Consider the following 18,612-nt stretch of genomic DNA (forward strand, 5'->3'; position numbering starts at 1 on the left):
ACCTTCCGGATGTTATGGGTTATTTTAAGGTAAAGCAGAATAGCTAACAAGCAAAAAAGGACGTCCCAAAAGTGTGGAATGTCCTTTTAAAAGTCTAAATAATTATAAGGGATGGTTTGCTAACCTTTACGTCGATACAGATACGGAGCCTTGTTGGCTGCTCCGGTGAATTTCTTTTCCAGACGTTCCAGCACATTTAAATCCAGGATCTTTTTTTGGAAATTGTTGCGGGCGAAAGGCTTATCGTAAATGGTTTCGTAAAGTTCCTGAACGTCCTTCATTGTAAATGTTTCAGGCAGAAGGTTGAATGCGATCAGCTTTTCATCCAGATTAAACCGGAGTGCGTTCAGCGCCCTTTCCACGATCTCGTTGTGGTCAATGATCATTTCGGGCAGCTCTTTGATGTTATACCAATTAATGGACGAGTCGAGATCCGTTTTCTCGGGAACGACCTGATTCAGATCCACGAGCGCGTAATAGCCAATTGAAACGAATCTCCTGGTAAACCAATCGAATTCTTTCCCGTGCTGCCCATTTTCACTAAGGAGTTGAGGATTTAACGCAATCAGCTTATTCATGAAGATCAGGCTGTTCCTGGCAGCTTTTCCGAAAATGTAAAACTGATCAAGATAAATTTCGCTGATTCCCGTTCGTTGCTGAAGAATACGGTTTGCCGCCGTATCGATATCCTCATCTTGCGAAACAAACCCGCCGGGTAATGCCCAGAAATCGCCGTTGAAATTTAGTTTCGGCACTAAAACTTTCAACTGTTTATCGTGATAACCGAATATCACGCAGTCGATGGACAGCTGCTGGATATAGTTTTGTTCACTTGGATTACGCATCATGTAGGTTTAGGATGTGGTACTATACAAATGTAAAGTAGAAAAATATTTATTGTCTAATTTTTAGACAATAAATAAATTAATTATAGCTTTGTTTCACTTAATCAAAACCAAGATATCGGATGAAAGTTAAATTTCTACTATTGCAGATGCTCGCTTTGGGTTTTTGCATGGTTTTTAAAACCGCTGATGCGCAAACTGCAAAGGTTAATGTTCTGGTTTTCAGCAAAACGGCTTCTTTCAGGCACGAATCCATTGCTGCTGGTAAAACGGCGTTGGCGAAGATGGCGAAGGAAAAAGGTTTTGGCGTGAGCTTTACAGAAGATGCCTCCCAATTCAACGAGCCCAACCTGAAAAAATACAACACGGTTGTATTTCTCAACACCACCGGAGATGTGTTGACCAACGAGCAGCAAGTTGCATTTGAACGATACATTCAGGCAGGAGGCGGTTACACGGGTATACATGCAGCCACGGATACGGAATATGAATGGCCCTGGTACGGGCAACTGGCGGGCGCTTATTTCCTGGATCATCCCATGACACCCAGTAATGTGCAGAAAGGGAAATTTATTGTGACCGAAAAAAATCATTGGGCTACACAAGGCATGCCGGATGAGTTTGAAAGAACCGATGAGTTTTACAGCTTCAAAGACATTTCACCCAAGATCAATGTTGTTCTGAAAATTGATGAAAAAAGCTATATAGGCGGTAAGAACCCCGATTTTCACCCAATCAGCTGGTATCACGAGTTTGATGGAGGCCGGTCTTTTTACACCGCTATGGGACATACCGACGAGACATTCTCGGAACCTCTCTTTTTGAACCATCTTTATGCCGGCATTAAATACGCTGCTGGCGGCGACGCGCCGAAGACAGTTGATTTCTCGAAATCCAGACCGGAAGAAAACCGTTTTACCAAAGTTATTTTGGAAGAAAAGCTGGATGAACCAATGGAGCTGAGCGTGCTGGATAAGGATCGTATCCTTTTCATTCAGCGTAAAGGCGAAGTGCGGCTCTATAATGTTAAAACCAAAGAACTGAAAAACATTGCCACTATTCCTGTCAGTACAAAGTATAAAAACAAGGAAGGCAAAGAGTCCACAGGGGAGGATGGGCTATTAGGCTTAAACAAAGACCCGAATTTTGCTCAAAACCACTGGATCTATTTATACTATTCCATTCCCGAAGCGCCTAAAAATGTGCTTGCAAGGTTTGAAATGAAGGGTGATCAGTTGGATATTGAATCAAAAAAGGTGTTGTTGGAAGTAGAGACGCAGCGTGAGGAATGCTGTCATACTGGCGGCTCAATTGCCTGGGACAAAGCGGGTAACCTGTATTTGTCAACAGGCGATAACACCAATCCGCACGGCTCAAACGGTTACAGCCCTAGCGACGAGCGGGAGGGGAGATCGGCATGGGATGCACAAAAATCCTCTGCGAACACCAATGACCTCCGTGGCAAAATCATTCGAATTAAACCACAGCCGGACGGGTCCTATACGATTCCGGATGGCAACCTTTTCGCCAAAGGCACGCCACAAACGCGCCCGGAAATTTTTACAATGGGCCACAGAAACCCATTCAGGATTTCAGTAGATCAGAAAACGAATTACGTATATTGGGGAGAGGTTGGCCCTGATGCGGCAAAGCCCGACTCGGGCAGAGGGCCGGCCGGTCATGATGAGGTGGGACAGGCGCGTAAAGCGGGTAATTTCGGCTGGCCGCATTTTGTAGGGGACAATAAGGCATATAACAAATTTGATTTTACCGCAAACAAGTCCTCGGAACTATGGGACGTTGCCGCGCCAACAAATAATTCTCCTAATAACACAGGCCTAAAAGTGCTTCCACCTGCTCAGAAAGCATTTATCTGGTATCCTTACGGTGCATCCAAAGAATTTCCTTTAACAGGAAGCGGCGGTCGAAATGCAATGGCTGGTCCCGTTTTTTATTCGGATGCATTTCAGGGTGCGCCCAATGCTTTTCCGGCTTATTACAACAGCAAGTTGCTCACTTACGACTGGATGCGCGGCTGGATTATGTCTGTTACCATGGATAAGGAAGGCAATTTTGCGGCGATGGAGCGGTTTATGCCCAGCTATAAATTCTCAAATCCGATGGACATGGAATTTGCAGAAAACGGAGATTTATATATGCTTGAGTATGGGACTGGCTGGTTTTCTGCCAATGACGATGCCCGTTTGATTCGCATTGAATACAATGGCGGCAACCGCAAACCGCAGATCCAGATGGCTTCAAATAAAATGGGAGGCGCTGCACCGCTTGCATTGAAACTAGACGCGAAAGGGACTGTCGATGCAGATAATGACATGCTGAATTATTCATGGAAAATCACCTCCAAAAATGGTTTTACCAAACAAATCAATGCTCCGGAAGCAAATCTGACACTTACAAAGCTAGGGGTTTATAAAGCGACGCTGACGGTGAATGATGGTAAAGGCGGTGTGAGCTCACAATCCATGGACATTACAGTAGGCAATGAACCACCTGTTTTGAGCCTCGATATGCCGATGGGCAATAAATCCTTCTATTCGGCAAATAAACCGTTCAACTATGATGTCAAAGTTTCTGATAAAGAGGATGGGACGTTGGAAAAAGGCATTGACAAAGAGCGTGTCGCGGTAAATATTGATTATCTGGCCGAAGGTTTTGATAAAGTCGCTATTGCACAAGGGCACCGTTCGGCGGACGCCAGCGCTGCGTTTGCCCCTGGCAAAAAACTGATTGAGGCCAGCGATTGCAAGGCCTGCCACAGCGTGGATAAAAAATCAATCGGGCCTGCTTACCGCGAAGTTGCAGCGAAATACAAAGGCGATAATTCTGCTGTCGAAAAGCTCACAAAGAAAGTAATCGCTGGTGGAGGAGGCGTTTGGGGGGAAACGGCCATGGCGGCACACCCACAATTGTCGGCGGCTGACGCATCGGAAATGGTCAAATACATATTGAATGTTGCCAATGAAAAGTCTGCGGAAAAATCGATGCCGGTAAAAGGCACTTATGTGGCCAAAGTTCCTGCTGGCGATAAAGGTAAGGGCGTTTACATTGTACGGGCAGCCTATGAGGATAGCGGTGCCAGCGGCCTGCCAGCATTAAAATCGGAAAAAACGCTTGTCTTGAAGAATGCAAAGGTGGATATGCACAGCTTTGACGTGTACGAAGACATGATGAAGATTTCCAATGGTGGAATGAACCTGGCCATCGCTTCGAAGACCGGCGCATACATTGTGTTGAAACAGGCGGATTTGAATGGAATTTCGGAGTTGCAGTTACAGGCTCTTGCACCCAAACCGCAGGTAAATGCAGTGGGCGGAAAAGTGGAACTGCGCCTTGACAGCCCGACAGGCCCGTTAGTCGGCGTATCCGAATTCCTGGAACCATCCGAAAAACTGGACTTTAAGCCTAATATGCTCAGTATCCCGATCAAAATTGCTGACAAGGCAGATGGCAAGTTGCATGACGTTTATCTGGTCTTTACTAATCCAAAAGCAGACGGTCACACACTGATGGTGCTGTTAGGTGCGGAATTCAAACTTGCTGAAAATCAATAAATAATGATCGTTTTAATTTAACTCAATCCAATGCAATGAAAAGAACCTGTATCGTTATCGTAGTTTTATTTTTAGGAATTGCCGTTAAAGGCTTTTCACAAACCGCTACAACAAATGACCTGTTTTTGGGTAAATGGGAAGTTTTGGTTGTCGGCACGCCGGATGGAGATTCCAAACTGGTTACAGAACTCACCAGGAAAGATGGTAAACTGACCGGCGAATTAAAAGATCCGACAGGCAAAAATCCGGATGCATTGCCAATCTCGAATATCATCGAGGAAGGCAATAAGATGACCATCTATTTCGAAGCACAGGGAACGGAGGTTTCACTGGACCTTACAAAAGTGGATGATGACCATTTGAAAGGTTCCGTAATGAGCGGCATGTTTGATGCGACAGCGGTTAGGATTAAGGAGTAGGTTTTAATCAGTAAACGTATTTTTGCCGGAAATGAGATGCCATTGGCAAGGCACTCATTTCCGGCATTTTATTTTCCGTGAATTATCACTTTACCCGGAAATGTGACGAAGGCTTCATTCCGGTCATTGATCAGCAAAACCTTGTAAGTGTAAAGCCCGGCCGACTGGTCAGATGGCATCCAATACCATTCATTAGTAAGCGCTCCCGAGGTTAACGAAAGAATTTTATCTTCTACTACAATGCCCCTTTGGTCATAAATAATGTATCGTATTGATTTCAGATCGGTCTTTTCGCTCGTTTTTAGCTCGAAACGTAAATAGGACGCGGCGGGATTTGGGCTTACGATGAGTTCGGTAGGCATGTCATCATCGTCAAGGATCTCGAAAAGCATCCTGTAAGGCTGAACCACAGCGTTTCCAGCGCGATCCTTGGCATTGATTAAAATTTCGTAAACCCCTGGCGCCAGGTCCGATAAATAACTCAGTTGTAGCGCTTTTAAGTCAGTTGGGTTTATTTTAATATTATTTTTCGAATAAGTGATTTTCTCAAAGTCACACGCATCATCCCCACAGCGCTTGATAAAGATTTCGATAAGGGATGTGTCCGGTATAAGTTGCCTGTCATCCGAAAGATAAATTGCAATCTCAGGCTTAGACGCAACGATTTCTTTGCTTGCCAATAACCGGTCATTAAATTTTACAGTCAGCAACGGCGGAACAACATCTTTTGCATTCTCTGAGGTAAATGTGTTTTTGTCTTTTATAAGATCCCAGTCAATATCTAACTCAGCAACATTATTATTGACATTGAGCTCATTAATGGCTCGTTTCGGATCGATTTCAACACGGATTTTTTGAATGTCGCGGGAATTATGAAAAGTGACCTGCAATACGTTTTGGGAGGCAAACGATTCAACAGATTCTGTTTTGATGCGGTTTCCTTTCCTTCCGAAATACGTCACCGAAACAGGAACATTCTGTCCCGCTAAGAAACGGCCATTGTTTGACATTTTAATCTGCACTTTCAAGGAATCCGACGTGCCGATGGACTTATTCGCAGACTGTCCATGCAGTGCAATGCTTTCGTCGGGATCAACTGCATAATCAGGTTTGTTTATCGTAATCAGCTTTAAAGCAGGATCGCCTTGCAGTAAAGTTTGGTGTACATTGGCAATGCTGTGTGCGTCATTGTGCTTTGAAACAATGTCGTTCGCGACAGCCATCTGAATCTTTCCGATCGGCAAATGGGCGGTAGCCGAGTCAGTGAACATAAAATGATACAATCTTTGTAAATATGCCGCGGAAGGGCTCACGTAGCTTTCATAAGAGTTGGCGATAATGGCAATCGCTCCGCGGTTCGGCGCCAGCAGCCAATCCAGGGAAAGTGTAATCCGGTCAGTGGAGTTAGCTGTTTTCGGTTTTTGATTAAATTTATTAGCGAAAATGTTTCCTACCCCACAGCCGTTGAAATACATCATCGGATATTTGTGCAGATTATTGTAACTGCGAGCGGCATCGGTAATGTAGCCCATATCCAAATCTGTAATATACCAGGACCCATGTCCGAAAAAAGTGATCAGCCCTACACCTGCATTCACTTCGGCGGTTATATTGACTGGCTCCGGTTCCTGCATGGCCTTTTGCTTGACAAATTGCTTCACTTTCCCGCCCAGCTCGCCTTTTTCTACGTCAGGTTCGAGTGCGGTCAGCAGCCCCTTTAACTGACTGATTTCGCCAACCGTTTTTCCTCCGTTCAGGTGCAGCACATTCTTCCGCCAGCTGTAATCTTTCATGCTTTCGTAATCCTTTACTTTTTGCAAATAATCGATAACATGTTGATTAGTAACAGCTGATAAGCGGCCGACAGGAATTGCGGGCACGTCCTGCGGTGCTCCGGCCAGCCCTTCCACAAGCAATATATCAGAAGCTGGATACCCGATCGTGGGCACTTCGCCTGGCAGTTCCCGTTTCATTGCTTCGTTTTGTGTGATAGACTTCCCAATGAGGAACAAATATTTATCCTTACTTCCGTCGGTGAGCATATAGGCCAAAAATTTCCGGATCGCAACAGGGCTGGGCTCGCCGTAATTGAATTGATTGTAAATGTCCAGAATGTTGATAACCAGCGGCTTGAATCCTCCGCCAACCTGTGATGCACGGTAATTAGCAAATTGCTTCGCGCCTTCCAGTAAGCTGTCTGTTGTAATAATAATGTAATCGGGTTCTTTTGGAATCGATGTCTGAAATTTGGCCTCTTTGATTTTTGCAGCATCCACTTTCACAACCTCTTTTGTGGCAAGTAAAATTTGTTCTTTGCCAGCCCGGCGCGGAACCATAACGCTTTCATTTTTACCTTTCAACAAAATCGGATTGTCGGGATCCGAGATATCCAGTAATGTAAAGCCGGCCGAAGCGCCTTTAATCGAAACTCTGCTCGCATTGTCCTTCGTTGGAAGTAGCCTGAACTCCTTACCCGGTTCATTACCAATTTGGAATTGCTGTGGAAATTCAACAGCATAGTAAGTGAGGGAAAACCTGTCCAATCTATCTGCATTAACTGTTTTAAGAGAAATCATCCCGCTGTTATCAGCATCCGTATCCTCAGGTTTCAGTTCGAAAGTGTATTCTGTGGGAGTGAATCGGGAACTTGCAAGCACCGTAACAAGCCGCAGCGACTTCGAATTTTTACCAACATAAATTTCAATTTTATGCTCCTTATCACTTCTGCCGTGTATCAGCAGCTTAATGGTTGGTTTTTGAGCTATGTTAACCAGGTTTTGTAATTTAAACTTTCCGGTCAGAGAACCAGCTCCGTCCTTATCCTGCATTTTGCCAGTCCGGCTAGCGCCCAGCTCAAAGAAGCTGTTCAGAAAGGAGGGTTTGCCGATCGGATTGGTTGTACCCAGCGAATATTCGTTTTTGAAAACCGTTGCTACATTTTCCTTATGGAATGGGAGGAGGGGCACATTGCTGTCTATCGGCTCGTCGATGACCTTTGCTCTGTGGCCCGGTGAATCGCCCAATGTCAAAAAATAAGAGCCTTCATCCGAATACATGCTGAAATACGGATTGATGCGTGAGTTCATCGGTCGGTACAGCAGGGAATCGCTCGCGCCGTCGTTGGGTACGGCATAGAAAAGGATTTCTTTATCAGATATGCTTATAATTGATACTTGTCTGCCTCTTCTCCATAGCTGAATTTTATCGGGAGAATCGGTAGGGAAACTCCCGGGTAAGTCAGAAAAAGAGATTTTATGCAGCCCTTTTTTGGCCACCCCAATCCTCACATAAGGCTTGCCATAATGGATCCAACTATTGGCAAAAGGCGCTCCCCATTGCGCATTAGCCATATTTGCCGTCAGCAAAGCTGCAATCAGGGATGTTATTTTAATGAATGTATTGATATCGTGACGCATACAGGCTTTTGGAAACCAGGCCGGATTTTGGCCAATGTCCCGCAAGAAAGGGCGCATGATCCACTAAATGCTTTTCCATTTAGTAAACGTCGGATATGAGTTATTCTGAGGTTACTTTCTAAGAGCATCTTCATTTGACGGAGTGCGCTCATATACATGTTACCCTCGTGATGGAGGCCTGGAATTGATAGTCTCTGACATCGGTAGCACGCATTTTTAAGCCTGTATAAAAAACCGGATGAACGCTTATAGCTGGAAATAACCGTTTGCAAGCATGTAAGATCGTTGTATATTGTGTCCTTTAAATTTGCAACCGAACATATTTATAAGAACATGAACAAAAATGGAGATATCATTATCATAGAAGATGATCCAGATGACCGCTTCATGCTCGAAGAAGTGTTCATTATTTTAGATTTTCCCAACAAACGGAAATATTTCGACGACGGATCAGCGGCCCTCGAATACCTTGAAAGTACAAACGATCTGCCTTTTTTGATCTTATCAGATGTAAATATGCCAAAGCTGGGCGGCTTGGAGCTAAGAAAGAAACTATACACCGATGCCAGACTGAACTTGCGCTGCATTCCCTACCTTTTCTTTTCAACCAGTATCGATCAAAGTGCCGTGATCGAGGCATACAGCATGTCCGCACAAGGGTTTTTTGTAAAACCTGTCAAATTCGAAGAGCTGAGAGACACGATTAAGCTGATCGTTGACTACTGGAGAAAGTGCGCCGCACCAAATAATTTTTAAGGCGCCAGCCTAACGTGGTTGTGGATCGGCTGAGAACATGCGGTTAGCCATTTGGTGATATAAGATTATTTGTAAAATTAGTTGTATTTTATCTGCATTACAGCGTAATTCGAAAGATCTTGTAACCACCTTCTTATTTGTGATTGGCCATGAAAAAATTGCTCTGCCTGATCTTTCTTGCGCTAGCCGGCCTGCTTTTAAATTGTAAAAAAAACGCCGAAGTTCTAGTTATAGCACCAAATCCTGAGCCTGAAAAAGCGAATTTGACCAAGGCTGTTGAATTCCTGAAAGGAATTTCGGTTACCGGTGCGGATAAAATTGTATTTGACAGCGTCACAAATAGCTACATGGTAAGTTTGCCGGACAGGTACGATGAGAACGAAGCTGAGATTACGGTATCCATGCAAAAAGACATCGTGCTCTGGGATAATTATAAAACCGGCGTGACGGCCGATAGCATCATTAAGTACAAGTATAAAGGTACAAGTCCGCTAAATTTCAAAGTAAGTGATAATCCGGAAAAAAGCTGGTTTATCTTTAATGTGTATTTCAATTTTTCGGGCACACCTGAAATAGAGCTGCTTAGTAAAGAAATACCTATCAACTCAACTGGGAGCACATTGCCGATCCGTTACCTGGCCAAAGTTGGCAGTATCCCCGCAGCACCTGAGCAGAATGGCACAATGGTCAGGATCATCAATCGGAAAACGGGTTTCATAACCGAAAGTTCTCTTCAGTTGGAGAATCTGTACGTGAACTTTAACGAAGCGCAGAATTTGATTACAAACGATCCCCTCGCAATCGAAATCCATTTGTATAATCAAAATGCTGTTGTTTTCGAAGGGGTCAAATTTACCAGGGGAGTGCCTGCGTTTTTTGTAGCGCCTGACTATAAATTCGAATATTCCCGAAAGGACACCATTAAAGTCACTGGCGGCTTTTTTCTTCCCAATGCAAAATATTCGGTAACATTCAGCAGTGATTTCCTGTCCGCACCGGTTACGAAAAATGTCCGTTACCACGATGTTTCACGACTTACACTGGACAATATTCCTGCCAACCTTCCTGAGGGGCCCTACCTGATCTCTTTCCACGAAAACGGCAAGCTGTTGGGTAAAAGCGCCATATATATGTCAAATCTTGGACCTAGTGCCGTTACAAGCATTTGGATGAGCAAAACAAATGCCATAGAAAACATCTGGAAAGGTGAGCTGGGCGGAGCTGTCATTCGAAATGTAAATTTGCCGTCCTGCAATAGGGGGGATTTTTTCTTTGCAAGAACGCTGCCACTGGTTGCCGGGAATTTAAGTAATGCAAAATTGCCCAACCTGCGTTTGAAACGCGACGGAGTGACCGTCGAACTGAAAGCATCACTACAAATCTTTCATTGGGCAATAGCAGGGGTAAGTTTTGCAGTTGGCAAGTACACCATTCCTGCCAACCTGGCACCAGGAGCCTATGAAGTCACTTCAATCCACGTCGTGGACGGTAAGGAATCCAAGCCATATTGGTCGAAGATGGAAATACGGTAAGTTTCGTCTGTATGCTTCGCTGTATTTGAAAAAGGTTTCTCTGGCATGATTTTTAGTGATCGCGGATGATTCTAAACAAATTGTTTGGGTCCTATTGTCATACTACGCGCAGAATCGAATGCGAACAGACAGTATGAACAACAAACCACTACATCAATTAACTTTTTGACCAAATGAAAGCGACCTTATTATTAGTTACCTGTGTCTTGCTAAGTGCCGTTCTGGCATTTTCAGACCGTTTTGAAAACGATTCGCCAGACAAAACGTTTGTGCTGGCTGCTGCTGCCGGGGGCATGCTTGAAGTAAAGCTGGGCGAACTGGCAATGAAAAAAGCAGTATCGGCAAAATGCAAGGATTTCGGTAAAATGATGATCACAGACCATACCAAGGTCAACGATGAACTGAAAGCGATGGCTGCCAAAAAGCAGGTGACTATCCCTGCTGCGCTAAGCCCTGCAAAACAGCAGAAGTTTGACAGTCTTGCTGCGCAGAGTGGTGAGAAATTTGATTTGCTGTATATGAACATGATGATTGCTTCCCATGAAGAAACGATTGGTCTATTTCAGAATGAATCGAATGAAGGAAAGGATCCTGATTTCAAGAAATGGGCAGATTCCAAGATCCCGGCATTAAAGCATCATCTGGAAATGGCGAAAGCCCTGTGGCCTGCAAATTCTGCCGGTTCAACCGTAAAGTAACCTGATAACCGTAAAGAGTAAAGCCGTTCAGCGCCATAAGTATTTGCCTGGACGGCTTTATTGTGTCCGCAAGAAGCTGAGCTATCGGTCCTCACCCCGAAAAGTTCGCCCGGAAACTGGATGGCGATTCCCCCGTTTTGGTTTGAAACAGCCTGCTGAAATAAGCAGGATCATTATAACCCAAATCATAGGCGATTTCCTTGGCTGTAAGCGAAGTATGAACCAATAGGCGTTTTGCTTCCAGTATAATGCGGTTTTTGATCACCTCATTAGGCTGCGGCAAACGCAAGCGGTTAAATTTATGGGTAATTGTCTTCGGCGCCATGCACAGGAAATCGGCATAATCGGCGACGGTGTGTTTGGATTTATAATGCTCTTCCACGAGCCGGGTAAACTTGCGGAAAAATTCCAGATCGCTTTGCTGGTCGGTCACTTCATTGGTTAAATGCTGTCTTTTCCAGGAGCGCGTCGCGCGGATGAGCAGTTGTTTGAGATAGGTCCTGACCATTTCTTCCAGCGAGCTGTCATTGAGATTGAATTCCTGGATCATTTCTTTAAACAAACCACCCAGAAAAGCGTTTTCCGCCTCAGAAAGCTCCACTTTGGGCATATTCCTGATGTTGTTGAAAAGCAAGCCATCGCAGGCAACTTCCTGATCGTGAATCTGAATGCAGTAAAAATCGCGGTTGTAAAAAATGAAATAACCGCTTTCTTCGCCAGCTGCTTCCAATTCAAGATATTGATTGGGGCTGATAAAAAACAATGTCGGCTGCTGCGTGTCGTAACAGGCAAAATCCACCCTCAGCTTGTAGCCGGCGGGCAGATAAAGGATCTTAATGTATTCCTTATAGGCTGGCCCGTTGATCGCGTCCGTCTGCTCCTGGCTTACGTGCAGCAACCCCAGCGTCTTTAAATTATTGTTGAAAACGGTCGTACTCATGGCTATATACGCTTGTGAATGGCAGGAGTTTTTTATTTCAAAATAGATAAAAAACCTGTGAAGCGATGATTTGCTTCACAGGTGTAATCGTTTGTTTAATTTCTGGCAAACTTTTCAAGTTCGGAGTTGAATTTATCCATTTCTTCCAGGAATAACCCGTGTCCGCCTTTTTCAAATTTCACAATGTAGGAACCTTTGATGGCTTTATTCAGCTGTTCAGCCTGAGCGAAATCACACAGTTTGTCGTTTACGCCGTGGAATATCGCGACCGGCATTTTGATTTTTGACAACTCAGGACGAAGATCCAGGTTACCCAATGCTGTAATGGCTTGTGTAGTAGCGTAGGGTGATGCATTCAGGTTGATGCTTTCCAGCCATTTGATAGATTCCGGTGAAAGTCCGCCTTCCTGCCCTTCAAATGCTTTCCCGAAACCTGCTACGAGTTGCTCGCGGTTGGTTTTTGTCTGCTTGATCAGATCGGCTGCGCCCTGTTCGGTGATGCCGTAAGGATGGCCTTCGCGTTGTTTCCATGATGGACCTGTTGCACCGAATAAGGCTAATTTCTTGATATGTGCACCATTATATTTAGTCACAAAGTGTAGGGTCACAGCGCTTCCCAACGAAAATCCTCCAAGCGTTGCGTTTTCAATTTTCAGTTTTTCCAAAACCACTTTAATGTCGTCGGAGAAAGTGTCGAAATCGTATTTTCCATAAGGTCTGTCTGATTTTCCAAAACCGCGGAGGGAAATGCCGATAACCCTGAACCCTTTTTCAACCAAATACTGGTATTGATATTCGTACATCTCATTGTTCAGCGGCCATCCGTGGATGAGCACCACGGGCTGACCTTCGCCAAGGTCGATCACGTGTAGTTTTACATTTTTCTCTACTTCAATGTATTCTTCTCTTCCCAGGGATGCCGACTTGCGTGTTTGTGCGAACAGGAGTTGGCTTTGGATAAAAGTGAACATGAATGCGATGGTCAAGGCAATAGTTTTCATCTGAATGGTAAGTTTGAAATTTTAAGTTAATCTGCTAACCGTTAGCGGATTGTCGTTCTGTTTTGACATGACAAAGGTGGCAGGATAAACCGCGCAGAAGAATGGATAAAAGGCAATGCGCCTTGTACATTTTTCCCGAAAGGGGGAATTATGGCCGGTAAAAAGTCGCGAGTTGGTTCAATCGCTGCCTGACCAGCGCGTTTTTCATGGGTTCGAACCGTGCCAGCTCTACATGGTTTTTTGTAACGACGATATAAAATGGTTGATTCATTTTTGCTGTAAGGTGATAGATAGTTGCAAGTTCTGCGATATCTTCAAACCACGCCGCCATTGCATATAAGGAAGGAAAAGGCGTCTTCGCCAGTCTCGTATAAACTTCCGGTGCCAGGCTGATCGGCAATGGCTTTCCGCTTCGGAAACGGGTTTGTTCGAGCAGAGAATCAATGTATGGTTCGGCAGGCACATTCATCATGCGCCAAATATCTTTGGTAAACTGTGTCGGTGGCACGATTGCGCCTGCTTTGGCAGGGTGCGGGTTAATGTCCAGCACCGCGTCCACAATGTGCGTCGCCTCATGCATGAGCACGTAAATGATCGCATCCATATTCCCGCCCTCGACCCGAACGCTATAATTAGAATCCGCTTCCTGCTTGAAACAGGTATTTTCCTTCCAAGTCGCCCACTGGGAAATGTTCTCGTCCAACAAGCTGGCCCGAAAAGTAATGTTAAACATTTTCGTTGCGCCTCCCGTGTCAACCGGTGAGGTCAAGGCAGTATTCGGCATGTTGTCCATGAAGCTGATGCTTTGCAAATGTTGTTTCAAGATGCGCTGGTGCAGTGGTGTCAAATGTGCAAAAGCTTTATTTACTTTCTCTTTTTCGGCGGGTGTCAACGTGCGGTTAACGGGCTTCATTCCAGCCTCGCGGAAGCTTTTGAAAACACTTTCGGGTGCAATTTGAATGCGTTGGGAAGGATCACTTCTATCAACATGAACCTGCTTTTGCGCCCAGGTAAGGGATAGCATACACAGCGTAAGTAATGTGGCAATAGCAACTGAAAGTCGAGGCTGAATGGTCATTTGGAAGTGAAAATATGATAGCAAAAATTTTTGAATGAACGTTAAACAGCACTTGTATAACTTAATTATATATATTTGAAAATCTTATCATTTTGATTATGAAATTATCTTTTGCCACATTGACTTTAATAATGCTTGCGCATCAGGCCTGCGCACAGTCCTCGTTGCTGAAAGGAACCTGGATTACCCCGGACCAAGAGTTGATCGAAATTTTAAATCTCGGCCGGGATTCAAGCAATGTTCTAGCTAATAAATCGCTGCGAGAGGACTATTTCCTCTTGTTCGTTTTCGGGGACACATTGAGTTTTCAACAAATATATACAAGCTCTGCAACAGACCTCAAAGTGGAATATGTAGATCGATACGACTTGAAAGTCGTCAGTTGTAATGATTCGAATCTCGTTGTAAAGCCGGTTTCCAAGTTGTCAAAAGCTTATTTTCAGGGCCGTCCGCTTCTGAAACTCAGGAGAAAAGAGCAGGTGATTGATACGACGATTATCTTTGAAAAAATGACTTATCACGCTACACCGGCTTGGTTTAGTCCCACGGTTTCACTCGAACTCGACAACCGCAAAAATCTGTCGTTAGAGATTACAAATGACTTTTATAAGTATAATGGCAACCTGGCAACCGGTCATTACACCGCAGTGCTGGATGATGGCACTTACAACCAGTTTATTGCGACGCTGCAAAACAGTGGCATACGAACGCTGCGATTTGGAAATATGGTGGTGAATGACTCTCCGGAAATCACGATCGATATTTATTTTAATGGATCGCGGAAGTATTTGAAATCGACAGATGTTCCCCGATCAGCCAGCGACCTCCTCTCCTTTATTATGTCGCGTTTACAGGTATATCCTGGTCTGACGGCGTTAGATATCATTGATACATTAAAACGTTAAAGGATTTAATCAGTGATTTTCAACGAGCTAATTAATACATCTTCCAATTCAAGATGATAATTCATCACAGCCGGACTGCCCGGAAATGTACCGCTCACTTCCACCGTAAGTTTTCCTTTTGTGTCATTTTGATGAAAATCAATGGGTGTCAACTGCATATTATACTTTTCTGTCGCCTCTTGAATCCACCCCTTAATTTCCTCCCTGCCAGAATAGGACGAGCCTTCATCGGAAACGGTTGCGTGTTCTGTAAAATACGTGGCAAAAGTGGTGGTGTCCAAATCGTTCTGTGCCTTGATCAGGCCTTCAATGTTGTTAGGAAGTTTCATGATTATTTAAGTTTTATGTTGATTAAAAATGGTTATTGATTTAATAAGGATTGGGTAAATGCTTGTCTAAACAGTAGAAATTGTGCCGCCGTCGATCACATACTCGGTGCCCGTGAGATAAGCCGCGCGAGGCGAAACCAGGAAGCCAACCAATTCTGCAACTTCTTCCGGCCAGGCCGGCCTGCCGAACGGAATGCCGCCCAATGCATCCATGACGCCTTTCGCAGCTTGTTCAGCAGTGACGCCTGAGCTCTCAGCGATGCGCTCCATCTATTCTGGCCGATGCCGTAGTCATAATCCATCCCGGCGATACAGTCAGCACGCGCACGCCTTTTGGTGCGACTTCATTCGGAAGGCTTTTGCTGTAATTGACCAAAGCAGCTTTCGCCGCTGCATAAGGAAGCGTGGAGTCATACAGTGGCAACTTCGCCTGAATGGATGCAATGTGGATAATGACGGTTCGTTTTCAAAATTAAAGTCCATGACCTTGCTGATTTGTTTAGGACAAATTTCAGCACTATGCTACTCGCTGACAAGTACGGACTTACGATTCAGATAGGGATAAATTTATCCCTATTGAACCGCCAGACGCATATGTTTATATTTGCATTATGTACGAAAGAAAGACAATGCCCGACCTGATCGGCGAAGTGCTTTATGGCAAATGGAAGATGCGGCTTTTGTAGTTTATCAACGAAGGTTTTCAACGCCCCAGCGAGCTGCAACGGAAAATTCCGGGAGCATCCCGCCGGGTGTTGAATGTGCAGTTAAAAGAACTGGAAAGCCACGAGCTGGTTGGTAAAATCATTTATCCCGTCGTCCCGCCAAAAGTTGAATATTATCTCACTGATTTTGGAAAATCACTCATTCCGGTCATCGGTGTAATCGGGCAATGGGGCGACGAGCACGACCAGCGTTTACGGACGCTTATTGAAAAGAACATACATTCTTAACGACCGTAGTTCCCTGACAAGCTTCCCGCAAGATTTTCTCCATTTCCACCAGCAAGCCAGGGATTGGCGTATCGCTGGTGTTAGTCAGGCAAAGCGAACCATTGGAAGTTAACGCACCGATCGTCTGTTCCATTCCTTTGCCCGAGCGCACCATCGGGCCATACAACGCTTCCAGTTTTAATGGTCCGAAATCAGTTTTGTATCTCACCTTTACCAGATTGGTCACCATAATGTGATGGTTGAATGCCTGTTTCAGTGCATCCAGCATTTGCTGTATATCATTATGGCCGAAGACAATGTCCCGGAAAAAAGACAAATAGCCCGTCACATATTCCACGGAATTCGTGCCTTCGAGTCCTGCTTTTGCGAGTCTTGCCAGATCCCAAAAAGTTAGATAGGCCTTTTTTTCAAAAAACACCGATTGTGTGGTGATATTGAGACCAAAATTATCATCCAGATTAAGCGCTGCCCGCGTGCAGATCGGTGAAACCAGCTCCATTTTTGCCTCGTCCCATTCCGGGCGCATTTTCCTGGAAGCCACCAGCACCGCCGCACAGATCGCGCCATGAACGGTTGTGTTTTCCTGCCTGGCGCGTTCGAGAATGTTACGCGTGATGTCCTCAGAAAACCGGTGCGAAGAAACCAATGGTTTGACAATGTCCGTTTTCATTTTCAGTTCGAGCACCTTACTGAACGTTTGAGCTGGCAGATCTTCCGGCATGTCGAGCGTTTCGTCGTTTGAAACCTGCGGCGCCATTGGTTCAAGTTCTTTTCCGGTAACGGCCAGCAGTATATCCCGTGTTAAAACGCTCAATGATGTGCCATCGGCCACGGTGTGGTTTGCGACCAGAATCAGGACGGTGCTGTCTGTATTTTGAACCAAAACAACCCTTAGGAGCGGGCCTTCTTCCGTATTGAACCTCACTGAAAGCTCTTTTTCAACCTCCTGCTGCCAGCGGTAACCCTGTTGAGCATGCACCACGCGGAGCGGAATGTGCAGGTTTTCTACATGCTGCAACGTGGGCCTTGCCAGCTCATCCAGTACCACCCTTACTGAAAGGTTCGGATGGCGTTTTTGTACCATTTGAATGGCATTTCGCCATTTTTCAATTGGCTGGGTGCCGACAATGTCTGCTGCAAGCGCAAAGTCTTTGGAATCGATCTGGTCGAGCAGCCAAAATGTTTTTTCGAATGCACCTAACGTGCGGTTTTGTTGTCTTTTCATTTTACATTGAGTTAAAGATGATGGGAGCGGAACTAACCGTCCCTTTGAACTGAATGCAAAATTGGCAGACTGCAATGTGGGAGAGAATGGACAAAAGTCGAGCAGTCATGCACATTTAGCCATCCACGACTTTCGCGCGCATCCATGCAACAATGGGAGGATAAGATCACAATGGTCTCATCGTGAGTTAGATGGTCAAAGCCTTCGGGGACGCATCATTTATTTATAACTGATCAAAGTTTTTTTTATTTGGGTTAGTCCGTTTCATGAGCAGACCAGTAACGTTGTGGCAGAAATCTAAATAAAGAAGAAAATGAACAGAGCAAGTAAAGCAGATCTTTTTCGCTATGGAGGACTTTCAGGGAATACAGGCTTTTTGAAAGGTCTTCGAATTCCAGGATTCAGATATATGTATTTGGTGCGTAATGCTGCCAGGCATACGAAATATTCAATTCAATGGTTTTTCTTTACCGCCCTCATCAAAAGGTATTCTTATAAATACGGCTTCCAAATCTCCCCAAATACTGAAATTGGGGAGGGATTATATATCGGACATCACGGGGTAATTGTAATTAATGAAAAAGCTAAAATTGGGAAAAATTGTAATATCGCGCACGGTGTTACGATCGGACAAACCAATAGAGGAAAGTTGAAAGGTTGCCCAACAATCGGCAATAAAGTTTGGATAGGAACGGGTTCGGTAATTGTGGGTAATATAAAAATCGGATCCAATGTTTTAATTGCTCCTAACTCATTTGTAAATGTCGATGTTCCGGATTATTCATTGGTGCTGGGAAATCCCTGTAAAATTGTGAGCAATGATAACCCGTGTGAAGGCTATATTGAGAATATATTTGAATAATAGCTGGCGGATTTGTACTGACGTCTTTTTTCCGGGAAAATAAAAATGGCCGGTTTTAGCGATAAGTTCTGCATTTGTACT

At 44.7% G+C, this 18,612-nt stretch carries 15 protein-coding genes and 1 pseudogene; 8 read left to right on the forward strand and 8 right to left on the reverse strand.

What is annotated here, in order from left to right; translation table 11 throughout:
- Positions 1-119: 119 nt before the first annotated feature.
- A complete protein-coding gene (locus MUK70_RS25340; protein WP_234657474.1) occupies positions 120-845 on the reverse strand; it encodes an NUDIX hydrolase in 726 nt (241 codons plus the stop codon).
- Between the two features lie 122 nt (positions 846-967).
- Here MUK70_RS25340 and MUK70_RS25345 point away from each other — a divergent pair, with 122 nt between their 5' ends.
- Both MUK70_RS25345 and MUK70_RS25350 read left to right on the forward strand, forming a co-directional pair.
- Complete coding sequence (locus MUK70_RS25345) at positions 968-4,417, forward strand: ThuA domain-containing protein (RefSeq protein WP_374759735.1); 3,450 nt, start codon at positions 968-970, stop codon at positions 4,415-4,417.
- 35 nt (positions 4,418-4,452) lie between these two features.
- Positions 4,453-4,836 (forward strand): hypothetical protein, encoded by a 384-nt coding sequence (locus MUK70_RS25350; protein ID WP_234605556.1) that lies wholly within the window; start codon positions 4,453-4,455, stop codon positions 4,834-4,836.
- Positions 4,837-4,904: 68 nt separating this feature from the next.
- Here the strand turns inward: MUK70_RS25350 and porU2 are convergent, their stop codons facing one another.
- The gene (gene porU2, locus MUK70_RS25355) at positions 4,905-8,309 is read right to left on the reverse strand and encodes a putative type IX secretion system sortase PorU2 (RefSeq protein ID WP_234657390.1); all 3,405 of its coding nucleotides are present in this window, start codon (positions 8,307-8,309) and stop codon (positions 4,905-4,907) included.
- A gap of 276 nt (positions 8,310-8,585) precedes the next feature.
- Between porU2 and MUK70_RS25360 the strand changes: the two genes are divergently transcribed.
- From MUK70_RS25360 to MUK70_RS25370, 3 genes are all read left to right on the forward strand, one after another.
- Complete coding sequence (locus tag MUK70_RS25360; protein WP_234657388.1) at positions 8,586-9,008, forward strand: response regulator; 423 nt, start codon at positions 8,586-8,588, stop codon at positions 9,006-9,008.
- Between the two features lie 149 nt (positions 9,009-9,157).
- Positions 9,158-10,540 (forward strand): hypothetical protein, encoded by a 1,383-nt coding sequence (locus MUK70_RS25365; RefSeq protein WP_234657386.1) that lies wholly within the window; start codon positions 9,158-9,160, stop codon positions 10,538-10,540.
- 173 nt (positions 10,541-10,713) lie between these two features.
- Entirely contained in the window at positions 10,714-11,238 is a 525-nt protein-coding gene (locus tag MUK70_RS25370) for a DUF4142 domain-containing protein (protein WP_234605552.1), read from the forward strand.
- 91 nt (positions 11,239-11,329) lie between these two features.
- On the opposite strand, the gene MUK70_RS25375 is transcribed toward MUK70_RS25370, so the two are convergent.
- The 3 genes from MUK70_RS25375 to MUK70_RS25385 form a co-directional block, all read right to left on the reverse strand.
- On the reverse strand, positions 11,330-12,178 hold the full coding sequence (locus MUK70_RS25375) for a helix-turn-helix domain-containing protein (protein WP_234657385.1): 849 nt from the start codon (positions 12,176-12,178) through the stop codon (positions 11,330-11,332).
- Positions 12,179-12,273: 95 nt separating this feature from the next.
- Positions 12,274-13,179, reverse strand: a complete 906-nt coding sequence (locus MUK70_RS25380) for an alpha/beta fold hydrolase (RefSeq protein WP_234657383.1) — start codon at positions 13,177-13,179, stop codon at positions 12,274-12,276.
- A gap of 148 nt (positions 13,180-13,327) precedes the next feature.
- Entirely contained in the window at positions 13,328-14,257 is a 930-nt protein-coding gene (locus tag MUK70_RS25385) for a hypothetical protein (protein ID WP_234657381.1), read from the reverse strand.
- A 98-nt stretch (positions 14,258-14,355) separates the two neighbouring features.
- On the opposite strand from MUK70_RS25385, the gene MUK70_RS25390 reads away from it, so the two are divergent.
- The gene (locus MUK70_RS25390; RefSeq protein ID WP_234657380.1) at positions 14,356-15,162 is read left to right on the forward strand and encodes a hypothetical protein; all 807 of its coding nucleotides are present in this window, start codon (positions 14,356-14,358) and stop codon (positions 15,160-15,162) included.
- Positions 15,163-15,167: 5 nt separating this feature from the next.
- Here the strand turns inward: MUK70_RS25390 and MUK70_RS25395 are convergent, their stop codons facing one another.
- Both MUK70_RS25395 and MUK70_RS31230 read right to left on the reverse strand, forming a co-directional pair.
- The gene (locus MUK70_RS25395; RefSeq protein ID WP_234657378.1) at positions 15,168-15,491 is read right to left on the reverse strand and encodes a nuclear transport factor 2 family protein; all 324 of its coding nucleotides are present in this window, start codon (positions 15,489-15,491) and stop codon (positions 15,168-15,170) included.
- Between the two features lie 66 nt (positions 15,492-15,557).
- Positions 15,558-15,948 (reverse strand): annotated as a pseudogene (locus MUK70_RS31230) (SDR family oxidoreductase); the annotation flags it as partial.
- Positions 15,949-16,180: 232 nt separating this feature from the next.
- Here MUK70_RS31230 and MUK70_RS25405 point away from each other — a divergent pair.
- A complete protein-coding gene (locus tag MUK70_RS25405; protein WP_256464083.1) occupies positions 16,181-16,444 on the forward strand; it encodes a winged helix-turn-helix transcriptional regulator in 264 nt (87 codons plus the stop codon).
- On the opposite strand, the gene MUK70_RS25410 is transcribed toward MUK70_RS25405, so the two are convergent.
- Entirely contained in the window at positions 16,419-17,669 is a 1,251-nt protein-coding gene (locus MUK70_RS25410) for a condensation domain-containing protein (protein ID WP_234657375.1), read from the reverse strand. The genes MUK70_RS25405 and MUK70_RS25410 overlap by 26 nt on opposite strands.
- Positions 17,670-17,982: 313 nt before the next feature.
- Between MUK70_RS25410 and MUK70_RS25415 the strand changes: the two genes are divergently transcribed.
- On the forward strand, positions 17,983-18,531 hold the full coding sequence (locus MUK70_RS25415) for a serine O-acetyltransferase (protein WP_234605530.1): 549 nt from the start codon (positions 17,983-17,985) through the stop codon (positions 18,529-18,531).
- The last annotated feature ends 81 nt before the right edge of the window (positions 18,532-18,612 follow it).

Source organism: Dyadobacter chenwenxiniae (assembly GCF_022869785.1).
GTDB lineage: Bacteria > Bacteroidota > Bacteroidia > Cytophagales > Spirosomataceae > Dyadobacter > Dyadobacter chenwenxiniae.

Coding starts and splice junctions, on each gene's coding strand:
- MUK70_RS25350 (WP_234605556.1), top strand. CDS start 4,453: ATGAAAAGAACCTGTATCGTTATCGTAGTTTTATTTTTAGGAATTGCC.
- MUK70_RS25370 (WP_234605552.1), top strand. CDS start 10,714: ATGAAAGCGACCTTATTATTAGTTACCTGTGTCTTGCTAAGTGCCGTT.
- MUK70_RS25410 (WP_234657375.1), bottom strand. CDS start 17,669: ATGAAAAGACAACAAAACCGCACGTTAGGTGCATTCGAAAAAACATTT.
- MUK70_RS25415 (WP_234605530.1), top strand. CDS start 17,983: ATGAACAGAGCAAGTAAAGCAGATCTTTTTCGCTATGGAGGACTTTCA.
- MUK70_RS25365 (WP_234657386.1), top strand. CDS start 9,158: ATGAAAAAATTGCTCTGCCTGATCTTTCTTGCGCTAGCCGGCCTGCTT.
- MUK70_RS25395 (WP_234657378.1), bottom strand. CDS start 15,491: ATGAAACTTCCTAACAACATTGAAGGCCTGATCAAGGCACAGAACGAT.
- MUK70_RS25345 (WP_374759735.1), top strand. CDS start 968: ATGAAAGTTAAATTTCTACTATTGCAGATGCTCGCTTTGGGTTTTTGC.
- MUK70_RS25390 (WP_234657380.1), top strand. CDS start 14,356: ATGAAATTATCTTTTGCCACATTGACTTTAATAATGCTTGCGCATCAG.
- porU2 (WP_234657390.1), bottom strand. CDS start 8,309: ATGCGCCCTTTCTTGCGGGACATTGGCCAAAATCCGGCCTGGTTTCCA.
- MUK70_RS25360 (WP_234657388.1), top strand. CDS start 8,586: ATGAACAAAAATGGAGATATCATTATCATAGAAGATGATCCAGATGAC.
- MUK70_RS25340 (WP_234657474.1), bottom strand. CDS start 845: ATGCGTAATCCAAGTGAACAAAACTATATCCAGCAGCTGTCCATCGAC.
- MUK70_RS25380 (WP_234657383.1), bottom strand. CDS start 13,179: ATGAAAACTATTGCCTTGACCATCGCATTCATGTTCACTTTTATCCAA.
- MUK70_RS25385 (WP_234657381.1), bottom strand. CDS start 14,257: ATGACCATTCAGCCTCGACTTTCAGTTGCTATTGCCACATTACTTACG.
- MUK70_RS25375 (WP_234657385.1), bottom strand. CDS start 12,178: ATGAGTACGACCGTTTTCAACAATAATTTAAAGACGCTGGGGTTGCTG.